Source organism: Defluviitalea raffinosedens (genome assembly GCF_016908775.1).
In the GTDB taxonomy this organism is placed as follows: domain Bacteria; phylum Bacillota; class Clostridia; order Lachnospirales; family Defluviitaleaceae; genus Defluviitalea; species Defluviitalea raffinosedens.
In genome coordinates this window covers 13,499-36,046 of sequence record NZ_JAFBEP010000024.1, presented here as the reverse complement: position 1 = coordinate 36,046, position 22,548 = coordinate 13,499, and the positions used below count along the sequence as shown (strand labels likewise).

At 35.2% G+C, this 22,548-nt stretch carries 15 protein-coding genes and 1 tRNA gene; 12 read left to right on the top strand and 4 right to left on the bottom strand.

The annotated features are described in order from the left end of the window. Window positions 1-54 precede the first annotated feature (54 nt). Complete coding sequence (locus tag JOD07_RS13480) at window positions 55-1,404, top strand: GumC family protein (protein ID WP_158740080.1); 1,350 nt, start codon at window positions 55-57, stop codon at window positions 1,402-1,404. Between the two features lie 132 nt (window positions 1,405-1,536). Further along, complete coding sequence (locus JOD07_RS13475; protein WP_204614314.1) at window positions 1,537-3,528, top strand: hypothetical protein; 1,992 nt, start codon at window positions 1,537-1,539, stop codon at window positions 3,526-3,528. Here the strand turns inward: JOD07_RS13475 and JOD07_RS13470 are convergent. Together JOD07_RS13470 and JOD07_RS13465 are read right to left on the bottom strand one after the other, a co-directional pair. Continuing rightward, the gene (locus JOD07_RS13470) at window positions 3,485-3,787 is read right to left on the bottom strand and encodes a hypothetical protein (protein ID WP_204614312.1); all 303 of its coding nucleotides are present in this window, start codon (window positions 3,785-3,787) and stop codon (window positions 3,485-3,487) included. The genes JOD07_RS13475 and JOD07_RS13470 overlap by 44 nt on opposite strands. Window positions 3,788-3,863: 76 nt before the next feature. Then, a complete protein-coding gene (locus JOD07_RS13465; protein WP_204614310.1) occupies window positions 3,864-8,156 on the bottom strand; it encodes an acyl-CoA dehydratase activase-related protein in 4,293 nt (1,430 codons plus the stop codon). Between the two features lie 234 nt (window positions 8,157-8,390). On the opposite strand from JOD07_RS13465, the gene JOD07_RS13460 reads away from it, so the two are divergent. Genes JOD07_RS13460 through JOD07_RS13450 form a run of 3 tightly spaced genes read left to right on the top strand, consistent with a single transcriptional unit; the run spans window position 8,391 to window position 12,768 of the window. Next, window positions 8,391-10,319, top strand: coding sequence for a PrkA family serine protein kinase (locus tag JOD07_RS13460; protein ID WP_204614309.1), 1,929 nt, complete (start codon window positions 8,391-8,393; stop codon window positions 10,317-10,319). Beyond that, window positions 10,307-11,503: a sporulation protein YhbH gene (yhbH, locus tag JOD07_RS13455; protein WP_330636331.1), complete on the top strand. Its 1,197-nt coding sequence runs from the start codon at window positions 10,307-10,309 to the stop codon at window positions 11,501-11,503. The genes JOD07_RS13460 and yhbH overlap by 13 nt, the downstream gene beginning before the upstream one ends. Next, on the top strand, window positions 11,500-12,768 hold the full coding sequence (locus tag JOD07_RS13450) for a SpoVR family protein (RefSeq protein WP_158740086.1): 1,269 nt from the start codon (window positions 11,500-11,502) through the stop codon (window positions 12,766-12,768). Before yhbH ends, JOD07_RS13450 begins: the two co-directional genes overlap by 4 nt. Before the next feature lie 31 nt (window positions 12,769-12,799). Here JOD07_RS13450 and JOD07_RS13445 read toward each other — a convergent pair whose 3' ends face one another. Then, complete coding sequence (locus tag JOD07_RS13445) at window positions 12,800-13,264, bottom strand: GNAT family N-acetyltransferase (protein WP_158740087.1); 465 nt, start codon at window positions 13,262-13,264, stop codon at window positions 12,800-12,802. Window positions 13,265-13,404: 140 nt separating this feature from the next. Here JOD07_RS13445 and JOD07_RS13440 point away from each other — a divergent pair, with 140 nt between their 5' ends. The 5 genes from JOD07_RS13440 (at window position 13,405) to JOD07_RS13420 (ending at window position 18,749) form a co-directional block, all read left to right on the top strand. After that, window positions 13,405-14,208 (top strand): MBL fold metallo-hydrolase, encoded by an 804-nt coding sequence (locus JOD07_RS13440; protein ID WP_158740088.1) that lies wholly within the window; start codon window positions 13,405-13,407, stop codon window positions 14,206-14,208. A 105-nt stretch (window positions 14,209-14,313) separates the two neighbouring features. Continuing rightward, complete coding sequence (locus JOD07_RS13435; RefSeq protein WP_158740089.1) at window positions 14,314-14,451, top strand: hypothetical protein; 138 nt, start codon at window positions 14,314-14,316, stop codon at window positions 14,449-14,451. A 165-nt stretch (window positions 14,452-14,616) separates the two neighbouring features. Continuing rightward, complete coding sequence (locus tag JOD07_RS13430) at window positions 14,617-15,213, top strand: zinc dependent phospholipase C family protein (protein ID WP_158740090.1); 597 nt, start codon at window positions 14,617-14,619, stop codon at window positions 15,211-15,213. 143 nt (window positions 15,214-15,356) lie between these two features. Next, window positions 15,357-18,587 (top strand): DEAD/DEAH box helicase, encoded by a 3,231-nt coding sequence (locus JOD07_RS13425; protein WP_207756974.1) that lies wholly within the window; start codon window positions 15,357-15,359, stop codon window positions 18,585-18,587. Between the two features lie 90 nt (window positions 18,588-18,677). After that, a tRNA-Thr gene (locus JOD07_RS13420) sits at window positions 18,678-18,749 on the top strand. A gap of 31 nt (window positions 18,750-18,780) precedes the next feature. Here JOD07_RS13420 and JOD07_RS13415 read toward each other — a convergent pair. After that, complete coding sequence (locus JOD07_RS13415) at window positions 18,781-19,851, bottom strand: GerAB/ArcD/ProY family transporter (protein ID WP_204614323.1); 1,071 nt, start codon at window positions 19,849-19,851, stop codon at window positions 18,781-18,783. A 95-nt stretch (window positions 19,852-19,946) separates the two neighbouring features. Between JOD07_RS13415 and JOD07_RS13410 the strand changes: the two genes are divergently transcribed. Together JOD07_RS13410 and JOD07_RS13405 are read left to right on the top strand one after the other, a co-directional pair. After that, window positions 19,947-21,344: a spore germination protein gene (locus JOD07_RS13410; protein WP_204614307.1), complete on the top strand. Its 1,398-nt coding sequence runs from the start codon at window positions 19,947-19,949 to the stop codon at window positions 21,342-21,344. Beyond that, the gene (locus JOD07_RS13405; protein ID WP_204614306.1) at window positions 21,344-22,468 is read left to right on the top strand and encodes a Ger(x)C family spore germination protein; all 1,125 of its coding nucleotides are present in this window, start codon (window positions 21,344-21,346) and stop codon (window positions 22,466-22,468) included. Before JOD07_RS13410 ends, JOD07_RS13405 begins: the two co-directional genes overlap by 1 nt. Window positions 22,469-22,548 lie beyond the last annotated feature (80 nt).

The following is a 22,548-nucleotide window of genomic DNA, read 5'->3' as shown; positions in this document are numbered from 1 at the left end:
ATAATATAATAATAAGGACTCATATTGTAGAATCTTATCATAGGAGGATGAGTGATGGAAGAAGAAATTAGCTTAAGGGAGCTTATTGAGGTTCTTTTAAAAGGTAAAAAATTAATAGGTATTATTACAGCTGTTGCTGTTATACTTTCTGTTGTAGTAAGTTTTATAATGCCGCCGGTGTATGAAGCAAGGGCGACACTTTTGGCGAACCCCATAGGTTCTCGGCAGAACAAGGAAATTGCGAATAGTACTGATGTTTTAGATACGATTAGTCAATATCCTGAGATGACGATAGAAACCTATAAAGAACAGTTTTTAAATTCTGAAGTAGTACAAGCTACGATTATTGCTTTAGATTTAAAAGACTCAGAAGGTAAAACGATGAAAATTCGTTCTTTAAGGGATAAAGTTGCTCTGGAAGTTGTGGAGGATACGAATCTTATTCGTGTAACAGTAAAGGACAAGGATCCGGAGTTGGCAGCCAAGATTGCTAATTCTCTGAGTGAGAATTTTATTCAGTTTATTACGAGAATGACAAAAAGAAAAGGTGAGCAGGCAGTACAAGCGATCAACGAGCAACTGGAGGCAACCAAAAAACTTCTTGACGAAGAGGCACAAAAGAAAAGGGATTATTTAAAGAATGCTAAGGATATTGAGGAACTCAATCAGGAAATCATTACGCTTAGAGACCAATTGACTTTGTATAAGCAGAGATTGATTGATACGGAAAGACAAATACAGTCGGATCTAAAAAGTCTTGAGACTTTAGAAAGAAATGGTATAAAATCTAATAATGTTAATATTGGAGCAATCAAAGGCAAGATTCAATTAAATGAAGTACAGGGTATAACCAGTGCAAATAACACCAATGATGCCAATAATACTCAGAAAGATGATAACGCTTCTCAATCAGGTAATATTCAAAATAATGATAGTAACTATATGACTATAGGGCAGGAAATAGAGTTTGATATTTCCAATGCTTCAGCTTTGGAAAGTACAATGCTGGCAGCTCAGAGAACCCAAATGGAAACAAGACTGATTCAGAATGTATCTGAGAAAGAGGTTTTAGAGCAGAAGATTGAGGAAATTCAAGCAAGATTAACTGAACTACGTGCAACTTTAGCTACAGAAGAATACAAATATAACGAAGTTATGAGAAATTACGAATTAGCAGAACAGTCTTTTGAAGCATATCAAACAAGAAAAAATGAAGCAGAGCAAAACGTAGCAGCAGATATTGGTAGGGCAAGTATTATCGTATCTTCTGCTGCTGCAGTTCCGGAAATGCCTTCATCACCAAATAAAATGCTTAATGTAGCTATTGGCTTTGTTCTTGGGTTAATGATCAGTGTATTTGTTGTTTTCTTTAAGTCTTATTGGGAAAGCACTGAAACGAAGTAAGTCTATTAATCGTCTCATTTTTATGAATGAGGCGATTTTTTATTGTAATAAAAATATTTTAGTGGTAATGAATATTCTGTAAAGCTGATGTCAATAACTTCAAGTAAAATAAATATCTGAGGAAGGATGAATATGATTAGAAAATTATTTATAATCTCATCAGCTTTAATGATATTCATGATACTGAGTTCTAAAGTTTTGGCAGAGGGAAATACTGTCTACTGGGATGGAGAAGGAAACGACAACAGATGGATGAATCCAATGAATTGGTCCAGCAATCAAGTGCCTCAATCTGATGATCATGTGATCTTGGACGGAAGATGTACTAAAAGTATAGAAATTAATGAGGAAGACCGTATTATTATCCATAAGCTTACGATTGAAGAGGGATATACTGGAACGATTATAGCCAATTGTCCCAATATCTTTAGAATCCAAGATAATTTCATAGTTAAAGGTGGTAACATTCTATGGAAGCAAGTTGTTGGGGGAAAGAGGATTATTTTTGAAGGGGATGTAATGATTAAAGGAGGGGTTGTAGAATTCATAGGCACTTATAAGATTGCTAAAAATTTCATTTGGGAAGGGGGAACTTTGATTACTGAAAAAGCAGTCTTTGATATATATGTCAGCAATGCTCGTTGCATCGATTTAGGAAGCAATCAACTGATTTTAAAGACTATGAATGTTTATCATGGTGTTTCTCCTAAAGAGCTCCGGCTAAAGGGCAATATAGTGGTATGTCATGATTTCAGTCTTAGCTCAGCAGTTAATATTCATCTTACTGAGCATTCTATATTGGATTTTAGCAAAATCAGTAAAAGTCTTAATATGGATCAATTTAAAGTTGACTCAGGTTCTAAAATATTGATTAAGGATGAAGAATGTAAAATCACCATGGAGAATTTAAAGGAATATTATTATTCTGCGAATAAGAATATCATTACCTTAGAAGGAAATATAAATGACAGTTTAGAAAATGATATAATACTCAAATACAATCTTGATCATGGAGAAGAAAAGATACTCCTGGAGTTTACATGTGATGAAAATATAAAAACTTTTAGACAATGCATAGTTTTGCCAAATGAATTAGCTGAAGGCAAGCATACTATAAATGTTTGGGCAGAAAATGATAGAGGGTATTGTTTTAACGTAGGAAGCTTGCATTTTTATATAGACAATACGGCGCCTGTAGGTACGATAAGGACAAGCAGTGAAGGAGATGCTCATAAGGAGGTCTTTATTTATCTTACAGCGGAAGATGCAGGCAGTGGATTATCTAAAATCATTCTTCCTAATGGAGTAAGTGAAGCTGTATCAGGAACTGTCTATGAAGTGGTGTATAGGGCAAAAGAAAATGGCATCTATACATTTAAGATAAGTGATCATGCAGGAAATGCAAAAGAAATATATACGGTTATTAAAAATATTAGCAGCATTGATGGTAAGGAGAGAGAAGAAGAAGTTATAGAGGATAATAAAACAGAAGAAATTGAAACAGATGAAAAAGCAAAAGATGAAATAAATGAAGAAACAGATGACAAAAAAACTGAAGACCTTATTGATACGGATGATGAAGGCTTTAAAGAGACAGAAGAAGGCCATAAACGAGACAGAGAAACAGAGGAAGAAGAAGTGGAAAATGAAGGGTCAGAAAATAAGGAGACAAAAGAAGTAGAAAACGAAGAATCAGAGAATAAAGAGATAGAAAAGGATGAAACAGATCATAAAGAATCAGAGGATGGAGAAACAGTAGAAAAGGAGAAAGCAGAAGACAAAAAAGAACCGGTTAAAAATAGAGATAAGAAAGATACAGAAAAGGAAGAACCTAAAGATCAAATTTCAGATAAAGAAATAGAAAGTGAAAAAAGTGAACAGAAGGAACCGAAAAATAGCAAAACAGGCAATAAAACAACACAAGAGAAAGGAACAGAAAGTAAAAGTACGAGCAAGATATCTAAAGCAAGTGGCAGCAAGCAATATAAAAATAACGGTAGTTCACCTAAAGATAGTATTGAAGATTTAAAAGCTCGATTGGGTATATTACAATACTTGCTAGATCTATTCCGCAAGATATTTACCCTAAAAATTGGGGATTTTCGGTATGATCTGAACGAATAGCTTTACGAAGTATTGTTATCTTGGATTCGGTTGGATCAGAGCTAAAAGAAAAAGGATATTTCGTGTTGCATGTCATGCATAATATATAATCTTGGGAATCAAGAAGTTCACGATTATAAAATAAATAGGGATACTCATTTAGTCTGGCTTCTGCTTTTTCCATATCTTCGTCATTAGGATCCAATTTATATGAATAGAGAAAAGTGGCTTCTCTGTTGATAACGAATTGATTTCCATTGCATTTTGGACAAGTAAACATATGAAAACCTCCATACCATAGTATGTTCTTAGTGTTTGTTAATATTAAAAATATATACACAAAAAAGAGATGCTCTCTACGAAGAGAACATCTCTTTTTCATTTCCAATAAGTAGGGAAGCTGAATCTTCGCTTATTGGGTTAAGATTTTTGAAAGCGGTTGAAAGCATAAGTTTTATTCGATTAAGCTGGTTTACTTCGCTGGCTCCCGGGTCATAATCTACAGCAACGATATTGGCATTAGGATATTTTTGTTTTAATGGCTTAATCATAGCTTTTCCAGTCACATGGTTAGGAAGACATGCAAAAGGCTGCATACATAGAATGTTTTCCACTCCTGACTCTATTAGTTCAATCATTTCAGCAGTTAAAAACCATCCTTCACCGGTTTGATTGCCCAGAGACAAAAGGCTGGAAGCTCCTTTTGCCAAATCGAATATGGATTTGGGAGGCTCAAAACGCTCACTGTTCTGGAGTGCCTTTTTCATTTCAGAGCGATAATATTCGATAAATTTAATTACGGCCAATCCAATCCATTTTGCTTTACGGCTTCCAGATAATTTTTCGTGTCTAAAGCTTGGATTATATGCACAGTACAGTAAAAAGTCTGTTAAGTCAGGTACAACTGCTTCTGCACCTTCTTTTTCAATAATGCCGATCGCATTGTTATTGGCAGTTGGATGGAACTTTACTAAGATCTCTCCAACTAATCCGACTTTAGGTTTCTTTATATTATTAATTTCTATGTGGTCAAAATCTTCTACAATTTCATGGACGATTTGAGCAAACTCCTTATGATTTCCTCTTCGGATCGATTCCTTGCATTTTTCTGCCCATTTCCTATACAGCAAATCAGAAGAGCCCTGGATGGTTTCATAAGGTCTTACCCGAAGAAGAACTCTCATCAGAAGATCGCCGTATACCAGGGCCATCATACTTTTATTGATGAGTTTTGGTGTAATTTTGAATCCGGGGTTTTTCTCCAGCCCCAATGCATTGAGAGAAATAACAGGAACATGGCCCATGTCGGCATCTTTCAGAGCTTTTCTGAGGAATGCGATGTAGTTGGTTGCCCGGCATCCTCCACCGGTTTGAGTAATCATTACTGCCGTTTTGCCAAGATCATATTTGCCCGATTGCAGAGCTGAAATCAGCTGACCGATGACAATGATAGAGGGGTAGCAGGCGTCATTGTTCACATATTTTAGACCAATTTCTACAGCATTATAATCTACTGAAGGCAGTAATTCCAGATTATATCCTGATGCCCTAAAAGCCTCCTGTACAAATTCGAATTGATAAGGAGCCATTTGCGGAACTAAGATCGTATATGTACTTGTCATATCTTTAGTAAATGGAATTCTTTTATACTCTGTTTTCTCGTCTGGCTTAGAGTCTTCATTCTTTTCGGCATTTTTCATTCTTTCTTCCATTGCAGCTTTCAGTGAACGCATGCGAATTCGTGCGGCTCCCAGTTGATTGCCTTCATCGATTTTAAGAACGGTATAGATTTTACCATTGTTACTTAAAATCTCCTGCACCTGGTCTGTTGTAACGGCATCCAGCCCGCATCCGAAAGAGTTTAATTGTACCAGCTCGAGATTGTCTTGTGTTCCTACAAAGTAAGCAGAAGCATATAATCTGGAATGATATACCCATTGGTCTACAACCCTTAGTGGACGTTCAACATTTCCTAAGTGGGCAACAGAATCCTCTGTAAGTACAGCCATTCCTAAGCTGGTGATGAGATTAGGTATTCCGTGATGAATTTCCGGGTCAATATGATAAGGTCTGCCGCTTAAAACGATTCCTTTCTTATTGTTCTCTTTTAAGTATTTTAAAACTTCTTCCCCTTTACGTCTTATGTCTTCTTTTACTTTTTGCTTTTCTTCCCAGGCTAATTCCACTGCAGCTGCAACTTCCTGTTTGGAAATCTTAAAATCCTGAAGTTCTTCCGTGAGTCTCTCGATCAGACGTTTCTTATTGTCCATTGGAAGGAAAGGATTCATAAAGATGATGTTCTTTTCTTTTAAAACTTCCATATTGTTTTTAACAACTTCCGGATAAGAAGTCACAATAGGACAGTTGAAATTATTATCCGCTTTCTCTTGTTCCTTTTTTTCATGAGGGATACATGGGTAGAAGATCCTCGTAACTCCTTTATCGATCAGGTTCATGATATGACCATGAACCAGCTTTGCAGGATAACAAACCGATTCGGAAGGGATGGTTTCCATTCCTGCTTCATAAATCTTTTTAGAAGATCTGGCGGAAACCTCTACGCGGAATCCCAGCTGAGTAAAAAAGGTAAACCAAAATGGATAGTTTTCATACATATTAAGAACTCTGGGTATACCGATCCTTCCCCTTATTGCTTTGTCTGGGGGAAGAGGTTTGTATCCAAATATTCTTTTATATTTGTAATCAAATAAGTTTGGCAGGGTTTCTTTAGAAGTTTCGACTCCTGCACCTCTTTCGCAACGATTTCCTGAAATAAAATGCCTTCCATCAGAGAAGATATTCACAGTCAGGTAACACTGATTGGGGCAAAGAGGACATCGCTTTTGACTGGTTTCAGTTTTGAAATTGCTTAACAATTGAGGAGATAAAAGGGTGCTTTCTTCTCCAGCATAGCGTTCTTTTGCAATCAAGGCGGCACCAAAAGCGCCCATAATTCCAGCAATGTCCGGACGGACAGCTTCTTTTCCGGAAACCAGTTCGAAGCTTCTTAAGATAGCATCGTTATAAAAAGTACCCCCCTGAACGATCACTTTGTCGCCAATATCTTTAGGATTTCTAAGTTTTATAACTTTAAAAAGCGCATTTTTTATCACTGAGTAAGAAAGTCCGGCGGATAAATCACCGATGGTTGCACCTTCTTTTTGTGCCTGCTTTACCCTGGAGTTCATAAATACCGTACAGCGAGAACCAAGGTCTACCGGATTTTCAGCAAGAAGGGCTTCCCTGGCAAAATCTGAAACGCTCATATTTAAAGAATTTGCAAAGGTTTCTATGAAAGAACCACAGCCAGAGGAGCATGCCTCATTGAGCAATATTTTATCTATGACGCCATCTTTTACATGAAGACATTTCATGTCCTGGCCGCCAATATCCAGTATAAAGTTTACACCGGGAAGAAAAAAGTTGGCAGCCTTATAATGGGCTACTGTTTCTATCTCTCCAACATCTATTTTGAGGGCAGCCTTTAAGAGGGCTTCACCATATCCGGTTACAGCAGAATAAGCAATATATGTTTTTTGCGGAAGTTTTTCATAGATATCTTTTAAAATACGTATAGCAGAAGTCAGGGGATTTCCCTCGTTGCTTCCGTAATAAGAATACAGAAGGGCGCCATTTTCAGCTATTAATGCAGCTTTGGTAGTGGTAGAGCCTGCATCAATTCCTAAAAAGCATTTTCCCTCATAGGAAGATAGTTCTTCACGTTGAACTTTATGGGATTCATGCCTTTTGTAAAAACTATTGAGCTCGTTTTCATCTAAAAACAATGGACGTAACCGTTGAATTTCATAATTTTGAGCTTCTTTTAAAGTTGGCAGAGTTTCATATAATTTTTTAAATGAAATAGGCTTTTGATCTTTTGATAATAATGCAGCCCCAAGAGCTACAAAGTATTCTCCATTTTTGGGAACGATGATTTCATCTGGCTTTAAATTCAATGTTTTGATAAAACATGTTCGAAGCTCTGACAAAAAGGATAATGGACCTCCTAAGAAAGCCACATTTCCTCTTATAGGTTTTCCGCAGGCAAGCCCGCTGATGGTTTGGGTAACTACGGCCTGGAAAACTGAGATGGCGATATCTTCTTTGGCAGCGCCTTCATTTAGAAGAGGCTGAACATCAGTTTTGGCAAATACACCGCATCTTGCAGCGATTGGGTAAATTGTCTTGTGATGCTTAGCCAGTTCATTAAGTCCAGCGGCATCTGTTTGAAGCAGAGTAGCCATTTGGTCAATGAATGCTCCGGTTCCCCCGGCACAAGTACCATTCATCCTTTGTTCGATAGAACCTTCGAAATAGGTGATTTTTGCATCTTCTCCTCCTAATTCGATGGCCACATCTGTCTCAGGGATAAAGGTTTCCACAGATTTTGCTCCAGCTATGACTTCCTGAACGAATGGGATGTTTAGCCATTCCGAAACAGATAAGCCTCCGGAACCGGTGACACTTATGGTGATCTGTTCATCCTTAAAAACCTTATAGGTTTCATTTAAGAGATCTATGATGGTTTGCCTGATGTCAGAAAAATGTCTTTGATAACGAGAAAATAAGATAACATTTTCATTGTCTATTACAACTACTTTAACAGTAGTTGAACCAACATCCAATCCCATGTGGAGTTTATTGATCATATGCATTCACTCTCTTTTTATATACTAAAAAGCCTTAAACCGTAAAAGGCTTAAGACCTTTAGTGCTTTGATATAAATTTTTTCTATTCAAGACTAATAATAGTGAAACGAAATTCGTTTGTCAAGATTTTTGATTTTTTACTCATATACTTCTGCCACGTGTCAATATATTTATAATAAGCGGTTTGTCAATATCGTCCCAAGTAAAGATAGATATTGAAAAGGAGGGGTAAGATGGGCACAACCGATTTTTATACTCTCATACAAAAAGACCGGGGAGAAAGAAAAACACTGGATTTTAAAGGAACCCTATTGGATTATTTACATATTGTTAAAGAATCTCCTGAAATCAGTGCGCTTTCTCATGAAAGGTTATATAGACTTATTGTAGAACCGGGAGTAGAAGTGATAAAAACAGAAGAAGATCCGAGACTAAGAAGAATTTACGGCAAAGATACCATTAAAAAATATAAGTTTTTTGAGAATGACTTTTTTGGGATTGATGAAGTACTGATGAAATTAGTACGATACTTTCATTCTGCAGCCATGAGGGGAGAGGAATCAAGGCAGGTCTTATATCTTGTAGGTCCTGTGGGTTCAGGTAAATCTTCTTTAATTGAAGCGCTTAAGAAATTACTTGAATCCAGTCCTCCAATTTATGCATTAGAAGGCTGTCCAATGAGAGAAGAACCACTTCATCTTATACCAAAACATCTTCGACCTGCGTTTGAAAAGGAACTTAATGTAAAGATTGAAGGGGATTTATGTCCTGTATGCAGATATAGACTTAAGAATGAATTTAAAGGTGAATATGAAAAATTTCCTGTAGTCTCCGTTGATTTTTCTATACGTTCCAGAAAAGGTATTGGCGTTGTTCCGCCAGTAGACCCGAATAACCAGGATACTTCAGTGCTTATTGGTTCTGTAGATATTTCCAAAATGGATTTATACCCGGAGGACGATCCCAGGGTTTTTGCATTAAATGGGGCTTTTAATGTAGGCAACAGAGGAATTGTGGAATTTATAGAGGTATTTAAAAATGATGTGGAGTATTTGCATACCATGATCACAGCCACCCAGGAAAAATCTATTCCATCTCCTGGAAAAGGTTCTATGATTTATTTTGACGGAGTCATATTAGCCCATTCCAATGAAGCAGAGTGGAATAAATTTAAAGCGGACCATACCAATGAGGCCATATTGGACAGAATTGTTAAAATTGAAGTGCCTTACTGTCTGGAACTAAATGAAGAAATAAAAATATATGAAAAGATTCTTAGAAAGTCCAACTTTAAAGCACACATCGCTCCCCACACGATAGAAGTTGCTTCAATGTTTGCGATACTTAGCCGTCTTGCACTTTCTAACAAGGTAGATCCTATGACCAAATTAAAGATTTACAACGGAGAAGAAATCATTGAAAAAGGCACTACAAAAAGAATTGATGTCATGGAGCTGAAAGAAGAGGCAGGAAGAGAAGGGATGACAGGAATTTCTACCAGATTTATTATGAAAGCATTGGACAGTGCTCTGTCAGACTCGGAACATAATTGCATTAATCCTTTAAGTGTTATGGAGAGTTTGATTAAAGAAGTTAAAGAAATGGCTGCACCGGAAGATTTGAAGAAGAGATATCTGGGATTCCTTCAAGACAGCATTAAAAAAGAATATCATCAGATACTGGAAAAGGAAGTGACGAAAGCCTTTATCCATGGCTATAGGGAACAGGCTCAGGATCTATTTAACAATTATTTGGACCATGCAGAAGCCTTTGTAAATAAAACCAAGCTAAAAGATCCAAATACAGGAGAAGAATTAGAACCCGATGAAGAATTTTTATCTTCTATTGAGCAGCAGCTGGGAATTACTCCAAGTGCAGCAAAGGGCTTTAGACAGGATGTAACCGCTTATATGTTTTCAGTTTTAAGGAATGGCGGTAAGATTGATTACACCTGTTATGAACCCTTAAAAGAAGCGATAGAAAAGAAATTAACGGCATCGGTCAGAGAATTGTCCAGAATTATTACCAAATCAAAAGTTCGAGACCAAGAACAAAGCAAAAAATATGATGCCATGGTAGAGGAAATGAAAAGGAATGGTTATTGCGACCACTGCTGCAATGTAGTACTAAAATATGCGGCTAACAATCTTTGGAAAGATTAGGTGATAGCATGGCAATCTTTCGGGAGTTTCAAAAATATGGCAGAGATCGGAGCGCAGAAGACAGACGACGTCATAGAGAACTGGTGGAAAAAAGTATAAAGGAAAATATAGGGGATATTATTTCGGAAGAAAGCATTATTGGTCAAGCTAAAAATAAGAAAATCAAAATCCCCATCAGAGGGCTTAAAGAATATTATTTTAAGTATGGCTCAAATCAAAAAGCTATCGGTTCAGGGGATGGAAGTGAAAAAAAAGGAGACCGCTATCCCAAAGGAAAATACAGCAATGGAAACGGCGAGGGAAATCAAGCAGGGAATGAAGAAGGAGAAGACATTTACGAAACGGAAATAACCATCGAAGATGCGATTCAATATTTATTTGAAGATCTTGACCTTCCTTATCTTTATAGAAAACAGTTTACAGAAATTCAATCCGACAGCACTGGAAAACGTTGGGGAATTCAAACCAAAGGAATTCCTCCCCGAATTTCTAAAAAGCATACAGTCATAGAAAAAATCAAAAGAAAAAAACAGATGCAACGTAATCAAGATATAGAGGAAGATGAAAGATTTCCTTTTCATAAGGATGATATCAGATACTTTCGCATTCAGCCAAAATTAAAAAGAGATTCCAATGCAGTGATCATTTGCATTATGGATACCTCAGGTTCCATGGGGCAGACAAAAAAGTATCTGGCAAGAAGTTTCTATTTTCTTCTGTACCAATTTGTGCGGATTAAGTATCTTCATGTGGAAGTGGTCTTTATTGCCCATACCACGGTGGCAAAAGAGGTAACCGAAGACGAGTTTTTCCACAAAGGCGAATCCGGAGGAACTTATATCAGCAGCGGGTACCAAAAGGCATTGGAGATTATAAGAGAAAGATATAATTCCGAGGTGTGGAATATCTATGCTTTTCACTGCAGTGATGGAGATAACTGGGGAGAAGATAACCAAAAAGCTATAGAAAAAGCCATAGAGCTTTGCAAAGTCTGCAATATGTTTGGATATGGAGAAATTAAAACCAGTACTTATACCAGCACAATCATGCATAAATATATGGAAGAAATCAAAGAACCTAATTTTGCAATGGTTAAAATATCCAACAAGGAAGAAGTATGGTCGGCCTTTAAAGAGCTTTTAAATATAGAAAAGAAGAATGGCCCGAAAGGGTGGTTGTCATGAACTATTCATTAGAAGAATTACAGTATTGGAATGAAAAAATAGAAAAAATGGCAGAAGAAAAAGGACTGGATTTTTATCCCCAGGAATTTGAAATCATTAGTTTTGAAGATATGCTTTGTTACGAATCCTATGTAGGTATGCCGTCCCACTACCCTCACTGGAGCTTTGGGAAAGCCTACGAAAAATTAAAGACCTTATACCAGTATAATCTTACGGGACTTCCTTATGAGATGGTGATCAATTCCAATCCCTGCATTGCCTATTTAATGAAAGACAATACTCTGATCCTGCAGATTTTAACCATGGCGCATGTGTATGGACATAATGATTTCTTTAAAAACAATAGATTATTCAAAGAAAATACCAATGCTAAACTGGCAGTAGAAATGTTTAAAAATCATGCCAATAGAATCCGTTCCTATATACAGGATCCCAGTATAGGTTATGAAAAAGTAGAACGGGTTTTGGATGCGGCCCATTCCATTCGATATCAGTGCGGACTTTCAGAAAAGAAAACAGAGGAAGAAAAAGAGAAAAAGAAAGAATACGAGAACCTGTTGGAATTTTTGATAGAACATGGAGACGGCGAAGATTGGGAAAAAGATATCTTAAATATTGTCATGGAAGAAACAAGATATTTTATTCCCCAGATGGAAACCAAAATCATGAATGAGGGATGGGCGAGCTGGTGGCATTACAATATACTTAAGGAATTAGATTTGGACCATGGAAATCACATTGAATTTTTAAAAATTCACAATTCGGTGATTCGGCCTTTGCCCGGAAGAATCAATCCTTATTATATGGGGTTCAAAATATGGGAAAACATAGTAAATCGATATGAAGACCCACAAAAAATATTTGAAGTAAGGACCCTTGAAAGAGATTCCTCTTTTATCAGAAGATATCTTAATTTTGACCTTTGCAGAGAAATGAATCTTTTAGAATTCGAAGAACAGGACAGATATTATGTGGTAACGGAAGTAGCAGATGAAGAAGGATGGAGAAATATAAGAAATCGCTTTGCTGATACCGTTGGCATGGGAAGCATTCCTAAAATTATTGTAAAAGATACCAAAAAAAGGGATAACACACTTTTGCTAAAGCATGTGTTTGATGGAAGAGAATTGGATGCTACCAATACCTTTGAGACCTTAAAATATGTTTCCAGGCTCTGGGGTGGAAAAGTCGTACTGGAAACCGTTATGAACAAGTCTGAGAAAAAAATCATATGCAGCAGTGATGGAAAAATCTCCTTAGAATAAGTAGGGAAATAGCTCCCTACTTTTTTGTGTTTTAAGATTCATGACTTTTATCAGGGGATGATAATTCATAAAGAAGATAATAGGTTTCTTTCATGCCCAGAGCTTTATATGTGTTTTTGGCTGCTTCATTTTCTTTTTCAACATATAACCGCAGACCACAGATAGTATCATCGGAATCCACAATGGATTTAACATGATTAAACAATGCTGTATAAATTCCTTGCCTTCTATAGTCCTTATGTACATAGACACTTTGAATCCACCAAAAGTCTCCGTTTCTCCAGTCACTCCATTCTTTCGTAATCATCAGTTGCCCTACGATTTTTTCGTCTTTTTCATAGACAAAATAAATACCTTTGGATTCATCCGAAAGAACTTTTTGAACGCCTTTAAATAAAGTTTCTCTATTAAGTTCCAGGTCTTCGGTTTCTTTTGCTAAACAGTAATTAAACTCTGTAATAATTTCTGCATCTTTTATAATAGCTTTTCTAATCATAAGCTCACTCCTTAAGAGAAAAATCTATAACCCAATAAACATGATACCAAGTAATGGATGGGTGGACATAGGATTAGTTTTATTATACAATAACTGTTGATATAACTCAAATTGGGACTTCAATAAGGAAGGAAATGACAATGGCATTTAATTTTTGTTCGATTACCAGCGGCAGTAGCGGAAACTGCCTTTATATAGGAACACCTAAAGTCAATTTATTAATTGATGCAGGAATCAGTGGAAAAAGAATTCAAAATGGTTTAGAGCAGATGAATGTAAATCCTAAAGATCTGGATGGTATTTTAATTACCCACGAGCACAGTGATCACATAAAAGGAGCAGGGATTTTATCGAGACGATTTGATATACCTATTTTTGCTACAGCAAGTACCTGGGATGCCATGGATGAAATGGAAAGCATGATCGGGAAAATAAAGCCAGACCATCGTCAAGTGATTGAAAAAGATAAAGATTTTATTATAGACGATTTGATTATTCATCCCTATAGTATTCCCCATGATGCGGCTGATCCTGTAGGATATACCTTTGTTCATGGAGATAAAAAAATTAGTATTGCAACGGATTTAGGGCATATGAATGACTATGTAAAAAATAATATAAGAGAGTCTAACCTTATTTTATTGGAATCCAATCATGACATTGATATGTTAAAAAGCGGCTCTTATCCTTATTATTTAAAGCGGAGGATATTGGGGGATAAGGGGCATTTGTGCAACGAAATAGCCGGTAAAACCTTGGTTGAAATTTTTCACGACAAGCTTAAAACAGTGATTTTAGGGCATTTAAGCAAAGAAAATAATTATCCTGATTTAGCTTATATGAGTGTAAAAAATGAGTTAATGGGAGCCGGAATAGAAGTGGATGGAAGACTTGAATTGACTGTAGCCAGCCGGGAGGAAATATCGAAAATTTTTGAAGTATAAGTCTTAAAAGTACTGAAAGTTTTTAGTTCTGTGTATAAAATATCCTTATTTGTTTCATAATTATTGCTGAGGGTGATTAATTTTAATGAAGAAAGGAGTACTCCCATGGCTAAAAGTAAAAAAATCGATAAAGCCAGTCAGCCAGCTTCTTATGCTACAGAAGAATTTGCTTCTGAGTCCATTCCACAACAAGGTTCTCAAAAAAGCAGAAAAAAAGGCGGCCTTCAGCAAAAAAAGAAATAGGTCAGAAAAAATAAGATGGATAAAATCCCTATCGTTGCATAGGGATTTTATTATGTTGGTTTAATAAAAAAAAATTATGGGTGATTTCATATTTTAATAGACTAAACCTATAAAACATAGTATAATAAACATCAAAATGAAGTTAAATAAAGAGAAGGTGTATTTTTGAGATTATCCAGCCATATTTATGTGGCAGAGTATGCTGGAGATATTCTTGAAGCTTTAGTAGGGGTTTCTTTTAATCGCAAGCTTCTGGCAATCGGTGCCACAATGCCGGATCTTCAACCTCTTCGAAGAATGCAGATTCATTCTCCAAAAATTGTTCTGCCTCACTTTCAACGGGAATATGAACGAATTGTTTTAAAAGAAAAAAAGATTGAACGCATTTCATTGATATTGGGAATTCTTAGTCATTACATATCTGATGCATTTTGCTATTCCCATAATGCATATGTAATAGACATGAAAAAGCATGTTCAATATGAGCATTACTTGGATGACGAAAAGTATCATATCAAGTTTTCCAAGGATATAGAGCAAATTGTTCCTGAATATTTAGCCAAGATGAATAAAGGCATATCTTCTGTAGATGAATATATGAGAAAAGAAAATAAAAAATATCTTCAGCTTGCTGAAAATCTAAGCTGGAAAGATATAATCCAGATTGATTTAGAAAATGCAATCATTCATACGGCAGTACTTTTAACTCACTTTGTCATGGAGCTTCAAGAGGTAAGAGTACCTGCAGTATGCTTAGCTTAATAATTTAGATCTTTTATTAGACCTATTAATGCTCTAATCAGATATGTTTTCTGATTAGAGCATTTTTGTATCAATTTAATGAACTAATAAGTAAAGTATTTTATGATATAATAGGATTATTATTCAATATAGAGGTGTGCACATTGATTATTACTGAACAGACAATATTAAATGCAGCGACAAGCTATGAGACTTATGTAAAAGGCAAGCAATATTATGTTGGTGGCAATATATTCAAGTTTCATTTCGATCCTGAAAAATTGATGGCCCATGCAAAAGTATCGGGAAGAAGAGATTATGATGTTCATATTGCTCTCAATGATGAAGGTGTTCTTACTGGACACTATTGTGATTGCCCTGCATTTGAGGGATATAATGGAAGCTGTAAACATATCATTGCAGTATTAAAAAAGGTTCAGGAAATTCTACCTCAGTATAACAAACGATTCAAGAAACCTATACAGGATGATTTCTTTAATTTTTTTAATAATCCTGCAACGATTGAAAAAGAAGAAGTTCGTTTAGAAGTGACTTTAGGAATAGAGAATCCATATAAAAAAGAACTGTGTTCTTTTCTGGAATTAAAAATAGGAAAAAGGTATCTATACAGTGTAAAAAGCATTAAGAATTTAATTCAAAGTATGAAATCAGGAACGCCTATTGAATATGGCAAAAAGTTTACCTTTGTCCCCTATAAACATAAATTTTCAAAAATCCATAGAGGCATTTTAGATATTTTAAAGGAGCTCTATGAAATAGAAAATCTTTCTAAAGATTTTTCTTCACAATATATTGGCGCAAGCATTTTTAAAGGGAAAAGAGTATATTTTCCGTCGAGCAGTACCCAAAGGATATTGGAACTGCTAAACAATGAGATATTTTTACTTAAAATCAATGAGAAAGAATATGAAATCCATGGTATAGAAGAAGGCAAAGCACCTATTGAGTTCGAGTTGAGGCATGAAGAAAAATATTTAGCCCTTCAGTGTGGAAAAATAAACGAGTTGATTCTTTTAGATGAAGAAGGCAACTACTTTTTCTACCAAGAAAAGGTTTATAAATTGAATTCCGAGCAAAAAAGATACATGAAATTACTCTATAATGAATTAAAAAACACAGACACGATTTATGTGCAGGAGGAGCAGAAAGAAAGATTTGTGTCGGAAATCCTTCCGGCTGTAAATTTAGTGGGCGCTATTGAGATAGACAAGGAAGTAGAAAACAGTTTGTACCAGGTAGAGTTAGAGGCTGAAATTTATCTGGATCAAGGAGAAGAAGGTATAAAAGCTGAAATCATATTTTGCTATGGAGATGCTAAAATTAACCCATTCTCTGACGAGCAGACAAAGCGCGTGGAAAATAAGATTGTGGTTCGTGATATAGAAAAGGAAAACAGGATTTTAACTTATTTTGAAGAGATGGAGTTTAAAGTGTCTAAGAATTATTTATACTTAGACGGAGAAGAGAAATTTTTTAAATTTATTTATGAGATTGTTCCAGAGCTTCAAAAATTGTCTCAGGTATACTATTCGGAATCGTTTAAAAATATTAAAGTTAAAGACCCCTCTTTATTTTCCATAGGAATAAGGTTAAATGAAACATCGGATATGCTGGAGATTTCTTTTGACCACCAAGATATAGACAGGGATGAATTATGGAGAATACTTACTTCTCTAAAAGAAAGAAAAAAATATTACAGGTTAAAAAACGGAGATTTGCTTCCTCTGGAATCAAATACCTTAGAGGCTATATCTCGTCTGGTAGATTATTTTAATTTAGATCAAGACGATTTAGCGACTGAAATCATTGAGCTTCCTAAATATAGGGCACTATATTTAGACGAAGAAATCAAAGAGTCTCATTTTAATCAGATTAAAAGAAATCAAGCCTTTAAAAGATTGGTTCAAAATGTGAGGGAACCAGAGGATTTGGATTTATCCATTCCAAAAGAGATGGAAACTGTATTAAGAGATTATCAAAAGACAGGCTATAAGTGGTTAAAAGCTCTTTCAGCCTATGGCTTTGGGGGTATATTGGCAGACGATATGGGGCTTGGTAAAACCCTTCAAACTCTTACGTTTCTTCTATCCGAAAGAGATGGAACGCCATCATTGATTGTGGCACCTACTTCTTTGGTCTACAACTGGAAAGATGAAGCTGAAAAGTTCGTACCGGAGCTTAAAGTAGTGATCGTATCAGGCAATAAACATGAAAGAACCCAGTTTCTTGAAGATATAAAAGATGTGGATGTGGTTATTACTTCCTATGCTTTAATTAGAAGGGATATTGATCTGTATAAGGAAATAAAGTTTAAGTATTGTATTCTGGATGAAGCCCAGCATATCAAAAATCCATCTTCTCTTAATGCTATGAGCGTGAAAAAGATTAAGGCCTCAGGGTATTATGCATTAACCGGAACTCCTATAGAAAACAGTTTAACGGAACTATGGTCGATCTTTGATTTTATTCTTCCAGGGTATCTGTTTTCTCATCGGCAGTTTGTTGAAAAATATGAAAAACCAATTATAAAAAATCAGGATAAAAATGCCTTAAAACAGCTGCAAAAGCAAATCAAACCTTTTATTTTAAGAAGAATGAAGAAAGATGTGCTTAAAGAATTACCAGAAAAAATTGAAAGCAAAATGATTGCAGAACTAACCGAAGCTCAAAAGAAGATTTACTTTGCCTATGTAGAGAAAGCAAGAGGAGAGCTGGCGAAAGAAATTGCAGAAAAAGGATATGAAAGAAGTCACATTAAGATATTATCTATTCTCACAAGGCTTAGACAGATTTGCTGTCATCCGGCATCCTTCCTGGAGGATTATAAAGAAGACACTGGAAAAATGATGCTCCTTGAAGAAATCGTTGAAGAACTTTTAGAAGGAGGACATCGTACTCTGATTTTCTCTCAGTTCACCAGTATGCTTCAAATCATAGGAGAGATGTTAAAAAGAAAAGATATAAGGTATTTTTATTTAGACGGTTCCACTCCTGCAGAAGAGCGAGGAGAGATGGTAAAAAGGTTTAACAAAGGCGAAAACAGCATCTTTCTGATTTCATTAAAAGCAGGAGGTACAGGTTTAAATTTAACGGGAGCGGATACGGTTATTCATTTTGATCCATGGTGGAATCCTGCAGTAGAAGACCAGGCAGCAGACAGAGCTTATAGAATCGGACAAAAGAATGCTGTTCAGGTAATAAAATTGATCACAAAAGGAACCATCGAAGAAAAAATATATCATCTTCAGCAAAAGAAAAGAGAAATGATCGATAGTGTTATTCATCCGGGAGAAAGCATGCTTTCTAAAATGACAGAAGACGAAATCATGGAATTGCTTGAGATTAACAAAAATTTAATGAAAGATGTGAATTAAATCACATATCAAATGAAATCAATACGTGGGAAAGAACTTTTCCTGCGTATTGACAAATGATTTAATTTTATTTATAATACTTTCGTTGATGCTTCCGTGGCTCAGGGGTAGAGCAATTCACTCGTAATGAATAGGTCGCCGGTTCGAATCCGGCCGGGAGCTTAAAACGCAAAAAACTGCCTAGTGATAAAGACTAGGCAGTTTTTTTGCGTATTCTATAAATTAAAACCATCATAAAAGGGACGACCACAAAATTAAATAAGCAGATATATGCAAAGTAATGAAGATATTTAAACAGATAGATAATATTTTGGGATAGAGAAATAGCTCCTATCAATACCAGTAAACTGATGGTATAGAGAACATATGGATCATGAAGTTTTATGTAGTGAAGAACTTTCGTAAGCGCATAAAAGGTTAATATGTACTTGATGTACCATCCTCCAATAATTTGAAGCATAACAAAGAACTCGCCGCTTTCTAAAAAATGTGCAAAATCAACCAATTGAGTCTGAAGCAACTTAGGATATGCCATGGTATTAAGATAACGTATATCAAAAGTAGTAATAATTCCTATGATCGCAACGATTTCGATCTGAATAATAAAAAGCATTGAAAGCAATTCATGTTTTACCAGATTCTTTTTTTGGTCTAAGTCTTCTATATAAGGAAAGCTGATGGTGAGGCATCCGTATAAACCAATGGATTGAAAAAATGATTTAATAAGCCCTGGAGTAATTCCATCTCTCAGTATAGGCAGCAAGTAGTATAACTTTTTACACTTGAATGTCAGCAAGGCCAGAGTTATTCCTGAAAATATAATCAGTACTATTGAAATAATAGTAGTAATCATAATAGCAGCTCTGCCTTTTTTAAGTGTATATATTGCGGGCAAAACAAAAAATAATGCAATATACCAGGTAGGAGTTTCCAGCAACATATTCGTATGCATAGAATGAGCTTCTACGGAGGCACTTTCCAGCAGGGTTAAAAATAATGTAAGACCAAATAAGATCATAAAGAAATTTCCTAAAAATTTCCCTACTGCACCGCAGTATATTTTATGCAAATTATAACAGTTTGTTTTCTTAAAGGATGCAAACATAAACCATGCATATAAAAAAATCAGGACAGAAGAAAAAATAAAGGCAATCCAGGTATCTCTTCCACCGCTTCGTGTGAGGAGAGTAGGATAGCTTTTTAGAGACACAATGGTTGTACCCATGAGTACAAATGCCAAATGTTTAGTATTGAATTGATCTATATTTTCACCTCCTAAATCTACATGCTATTAACTATTATTTACCATATTTATGAATAATATTCCTAAAACATCAAATAATAACATGGGTGAGGTATATGGTAAATAATTTGAATTCTATTCAATCGATCCTTCAAAAAAATGCAGATTTTAAAATAAGAGATATTCAAACCAAATCAGGAATCATTCATGTTTTATTTATCGAAACAATTTCTGACTATGACATGATCAATAAATTCATTATCGAACCACTTCTTGAGCAAAAAGATCAAGTCTTAAATCTAGAGCAAATCGAAAAAGATGTTATTACTCTTGGTGTTTTGGAAAGAATTACAAGGGTTGAAGAAGCAGTAAGCCAAATTATATCTGGGAATACAGTATTGGTTTTCGATGACTTTAAGGATATGCTTTATTGTGATACTAAAAAAGCAACATCAAGAGCAGTAGAAATTCCACCTACGGAATCCGTTATTAAAGGACCCAGAGAAGGCTTAACGGAAGATCTCAGTACAAATATTTCTCTTATAAGAAAACGCCTTACCAATAAAGATTTAAAATGTGAATTGATTTTATTGGGGAAAGAAACGGCTACAAAAGTGATGATTCTATATTTGGAAGGGTCAGCCCCCAAAAAACTGGTTAATCATGTGAGAAAAACGTTAAAAAATATTGATGTTAACTTCGTGCAGCAATCCAATTATATAGCGGAGCAATTACAAGATAAACCCAGTGTTTTCGATACTGTAGGGTATACAGAAAAACCTGATGTGTTTGCTGCCAGATTATCGGAAGGAAGAGTGGGAATATTTGTGGACGGTGACCCATTTGGAATTACGGTTCCACATTTTTTTATTGAAAATTTTCAGACTCCCAGTGATTATAATGTGAACATATATTTTGCTAATTATGTAAGAATGATCAGATGGGTCGGCTTTATCATTGCGATTTTGCTGCCACCAATATATATTGCTTTGACAACCCATCATTTTAGTTTAATTCCACCATCGTTCCTTTTTAGATTGACAATTGCGAGAGCAGCTATTCCTTTTCCGATTTTTATAGAAATATTATTAATGATGTTTTTCTTTCAGCTTTTAAGAGAAGCAGGGGTAAGGCTTCCGCAGTCCATAGGACAAGCTATCAGCATTGTAGGTGCATTAATTTTAGGAGACACTGCAGTACAATCAGGATTGGCTTCTACCGTTGCAGTTTTGCTGGTAGCACTTACTTCTCTTTCCGCATTTTTGGTTCCGAACATTTTTGGAGCTATAGCTATATGGACGGATATCTTAATACTTTTTTCAACTTTACTAGGACTCCCTGGATTTTTTGTTGGATTCCTGATTTTTTTATCTCACCTTGCAAGTCTGACCAGTTGTGGATATCCATATCTATATCCGATAGGCACTGTTAATATTTTTAAATTAAAAGACAAAATTCTGCGTTCCAATCTTAAAGATATATCCCATTCATTTATTGATGAGGATGATGCATAATGAAAGTGAGAGTAATTCTTTGCTTTTTGATATGTATGATATTATTAAGCGGTTGTTTTAATTATAAAGATATTGATAAAGCGATATTTTCCACAGCTGTCATCATTGATGTTAACGAAGATGGCAATGTGGTGCTATACTCAGAACTTTTTCATACATATAGGAGCAAAAAAAATAACACAGAAACAGGAACCCGTTTAATATTTTCAGCCACAGGTAAAACCTTGTTTGAAGCGGTGAGAAATCAAAATAAAACTGCCAGCGATAAGATTAACTATCAGCAAAATAAAATTATTATTTTTACTAAAAGGGCTGCTGAGTATGGGATAGATCACTTTATTGATTTTCTTAACAGAGATCAGGAACTTTTAATAAGGCAGTATATTTTGCTATTCGAAGGAGATCCTAAAGAGCTTATTCAGCTTAATATAAAACAAGAAGAATATCTCGGCTTATATCTATACGAATTGGTGCGTAATGACCTTATTTCAAAATTTGCAGACATTTATCAGGTTTACGAGTATTTAAATAATAGATACATTGGCAATTCTGTTGGAGTAATGGGCATTGTTAAAATAAAAGAAGAGGCTCTTGAAGATGACATTTCGATTGAAGGAGCAGGCATATTAATGAAAGGCAAATTAATAGACAAGATGGAGCCAGAAGAAGAAAAAATATACAATGAGATGATGGGAGAAGGAACAACAAGAGTTATTATTCTTCCTCATCCGACTATTCAGGGAAAGCAGATTACTTTGGAAGTACTGAATAGCAAATTGAAAAGTTCTGTTTTTTATGATTATGATCATGATGAAATAACTCTAAAAAAGGATTTTAAACTCAAAATTAGTTTCGCAGAATCAGAGGATGCGATTGATCTGGATGAACCCGAAATAATTAAAAAAATAGAAAAAGCTGCAGAAGAAGAGTTAAAAAAAAGGTGTACTGAGTTTTTTAAAAAATATAAAGAAAAAAGGTTAGATGTTTTTAGAATTCAGGAAATGGTATCACGAAAATATCCTGATTTAGAGATAGAAAATCCTATCGATATAACAGAATTAAAAATAGTTGCGGATGCATATATAGAAGGAAGCTCAGATGTACAAGATTTTGAAAGTGAATAAAGTTTTTAGAAACGGTTCTAAAACAGAGCTTTTATTTTATATTTTAATTTTTTTAGCAATAAGTTATAATAAATAAATGT

Bases quoted from the DNA above. Each gene is read 5' to 3' on its own strand.
- JOD07_RS13405 (WP_204614306.1), top strand. From the start codon at position 21,344: ATGAAAGTGAGAGTAATTCTTTGCTTTTTGATATGTATGATATTATTA.
- JOD07_RS13470 (WP_204614312.1), bottom strand. From the start codon at position 3,787: ATGTTTACTTGTCCAAAATGCAATGGAAATCAATTCGTTATCAACAGA.
- JOD07_RS13460 (WP_204614309.1), top strand. From the start codon at position 8,391: ATGGGCACAACCGATTTTTATACTCTCATACAAAAAGACCGGGGAGAA.
- JOD07_RS13410 (WP_204614307.1), top strand. From the start codon at position 19,947: ATGGTAAATAATTTGAATTCTATTCAATCGATCCTTCAAAAAAATGCA.
- JOD07_RS13445 (WP_158740087.1), bottom strand. From the start codon at position 13,264: ATGATTAGAAAAGCTATTATAAAAGATGCAGAAATTATTACAGAGTTT.
- JOD07_RS13475 (WP_204614314.1), top strand. From the start codon at position 1,537: ATGATTAGAAAATTATTTATAATCTCATCAGCTTTAATGATATTCATG.
- JOD07_RS13450 (WP_158740086.1), top strand. From the start codon at position 11,500: ATGAACTATTCATTAGAAGAATTACAGTATTGGAATGAAAAAATAGAA.
- JOD07_RS13435 (WP_158740089.1), top strand. From the start codon at position 14,314: ATGGCTAAAAGTAAAAAAATCGATAAAGCCAGTCAGCCAGCTTCTTAT.
- JOD07_RS13480 (WP_158740080.1), top strand. From the start codon at position 55: ATGGAAGAAGAAATTAGCTTAAGGGAGCTTATTGAGGTTCTTTTAAAA.
- JOD07_RS13465 (WP_204614310.1), bottom strand. From the start codon at position 8,156: ATGATCAATAAACTCCACATGGGATTGGATGTTGGTTCAACTACTGTT.
- JOD07_RS13440 (WP_158740088.1), top strand. From the start codon at position 13,405: ATGGCATTTAATTTTTGTTCGATTACCAGCGGCAGTAGCGGAAACTGC.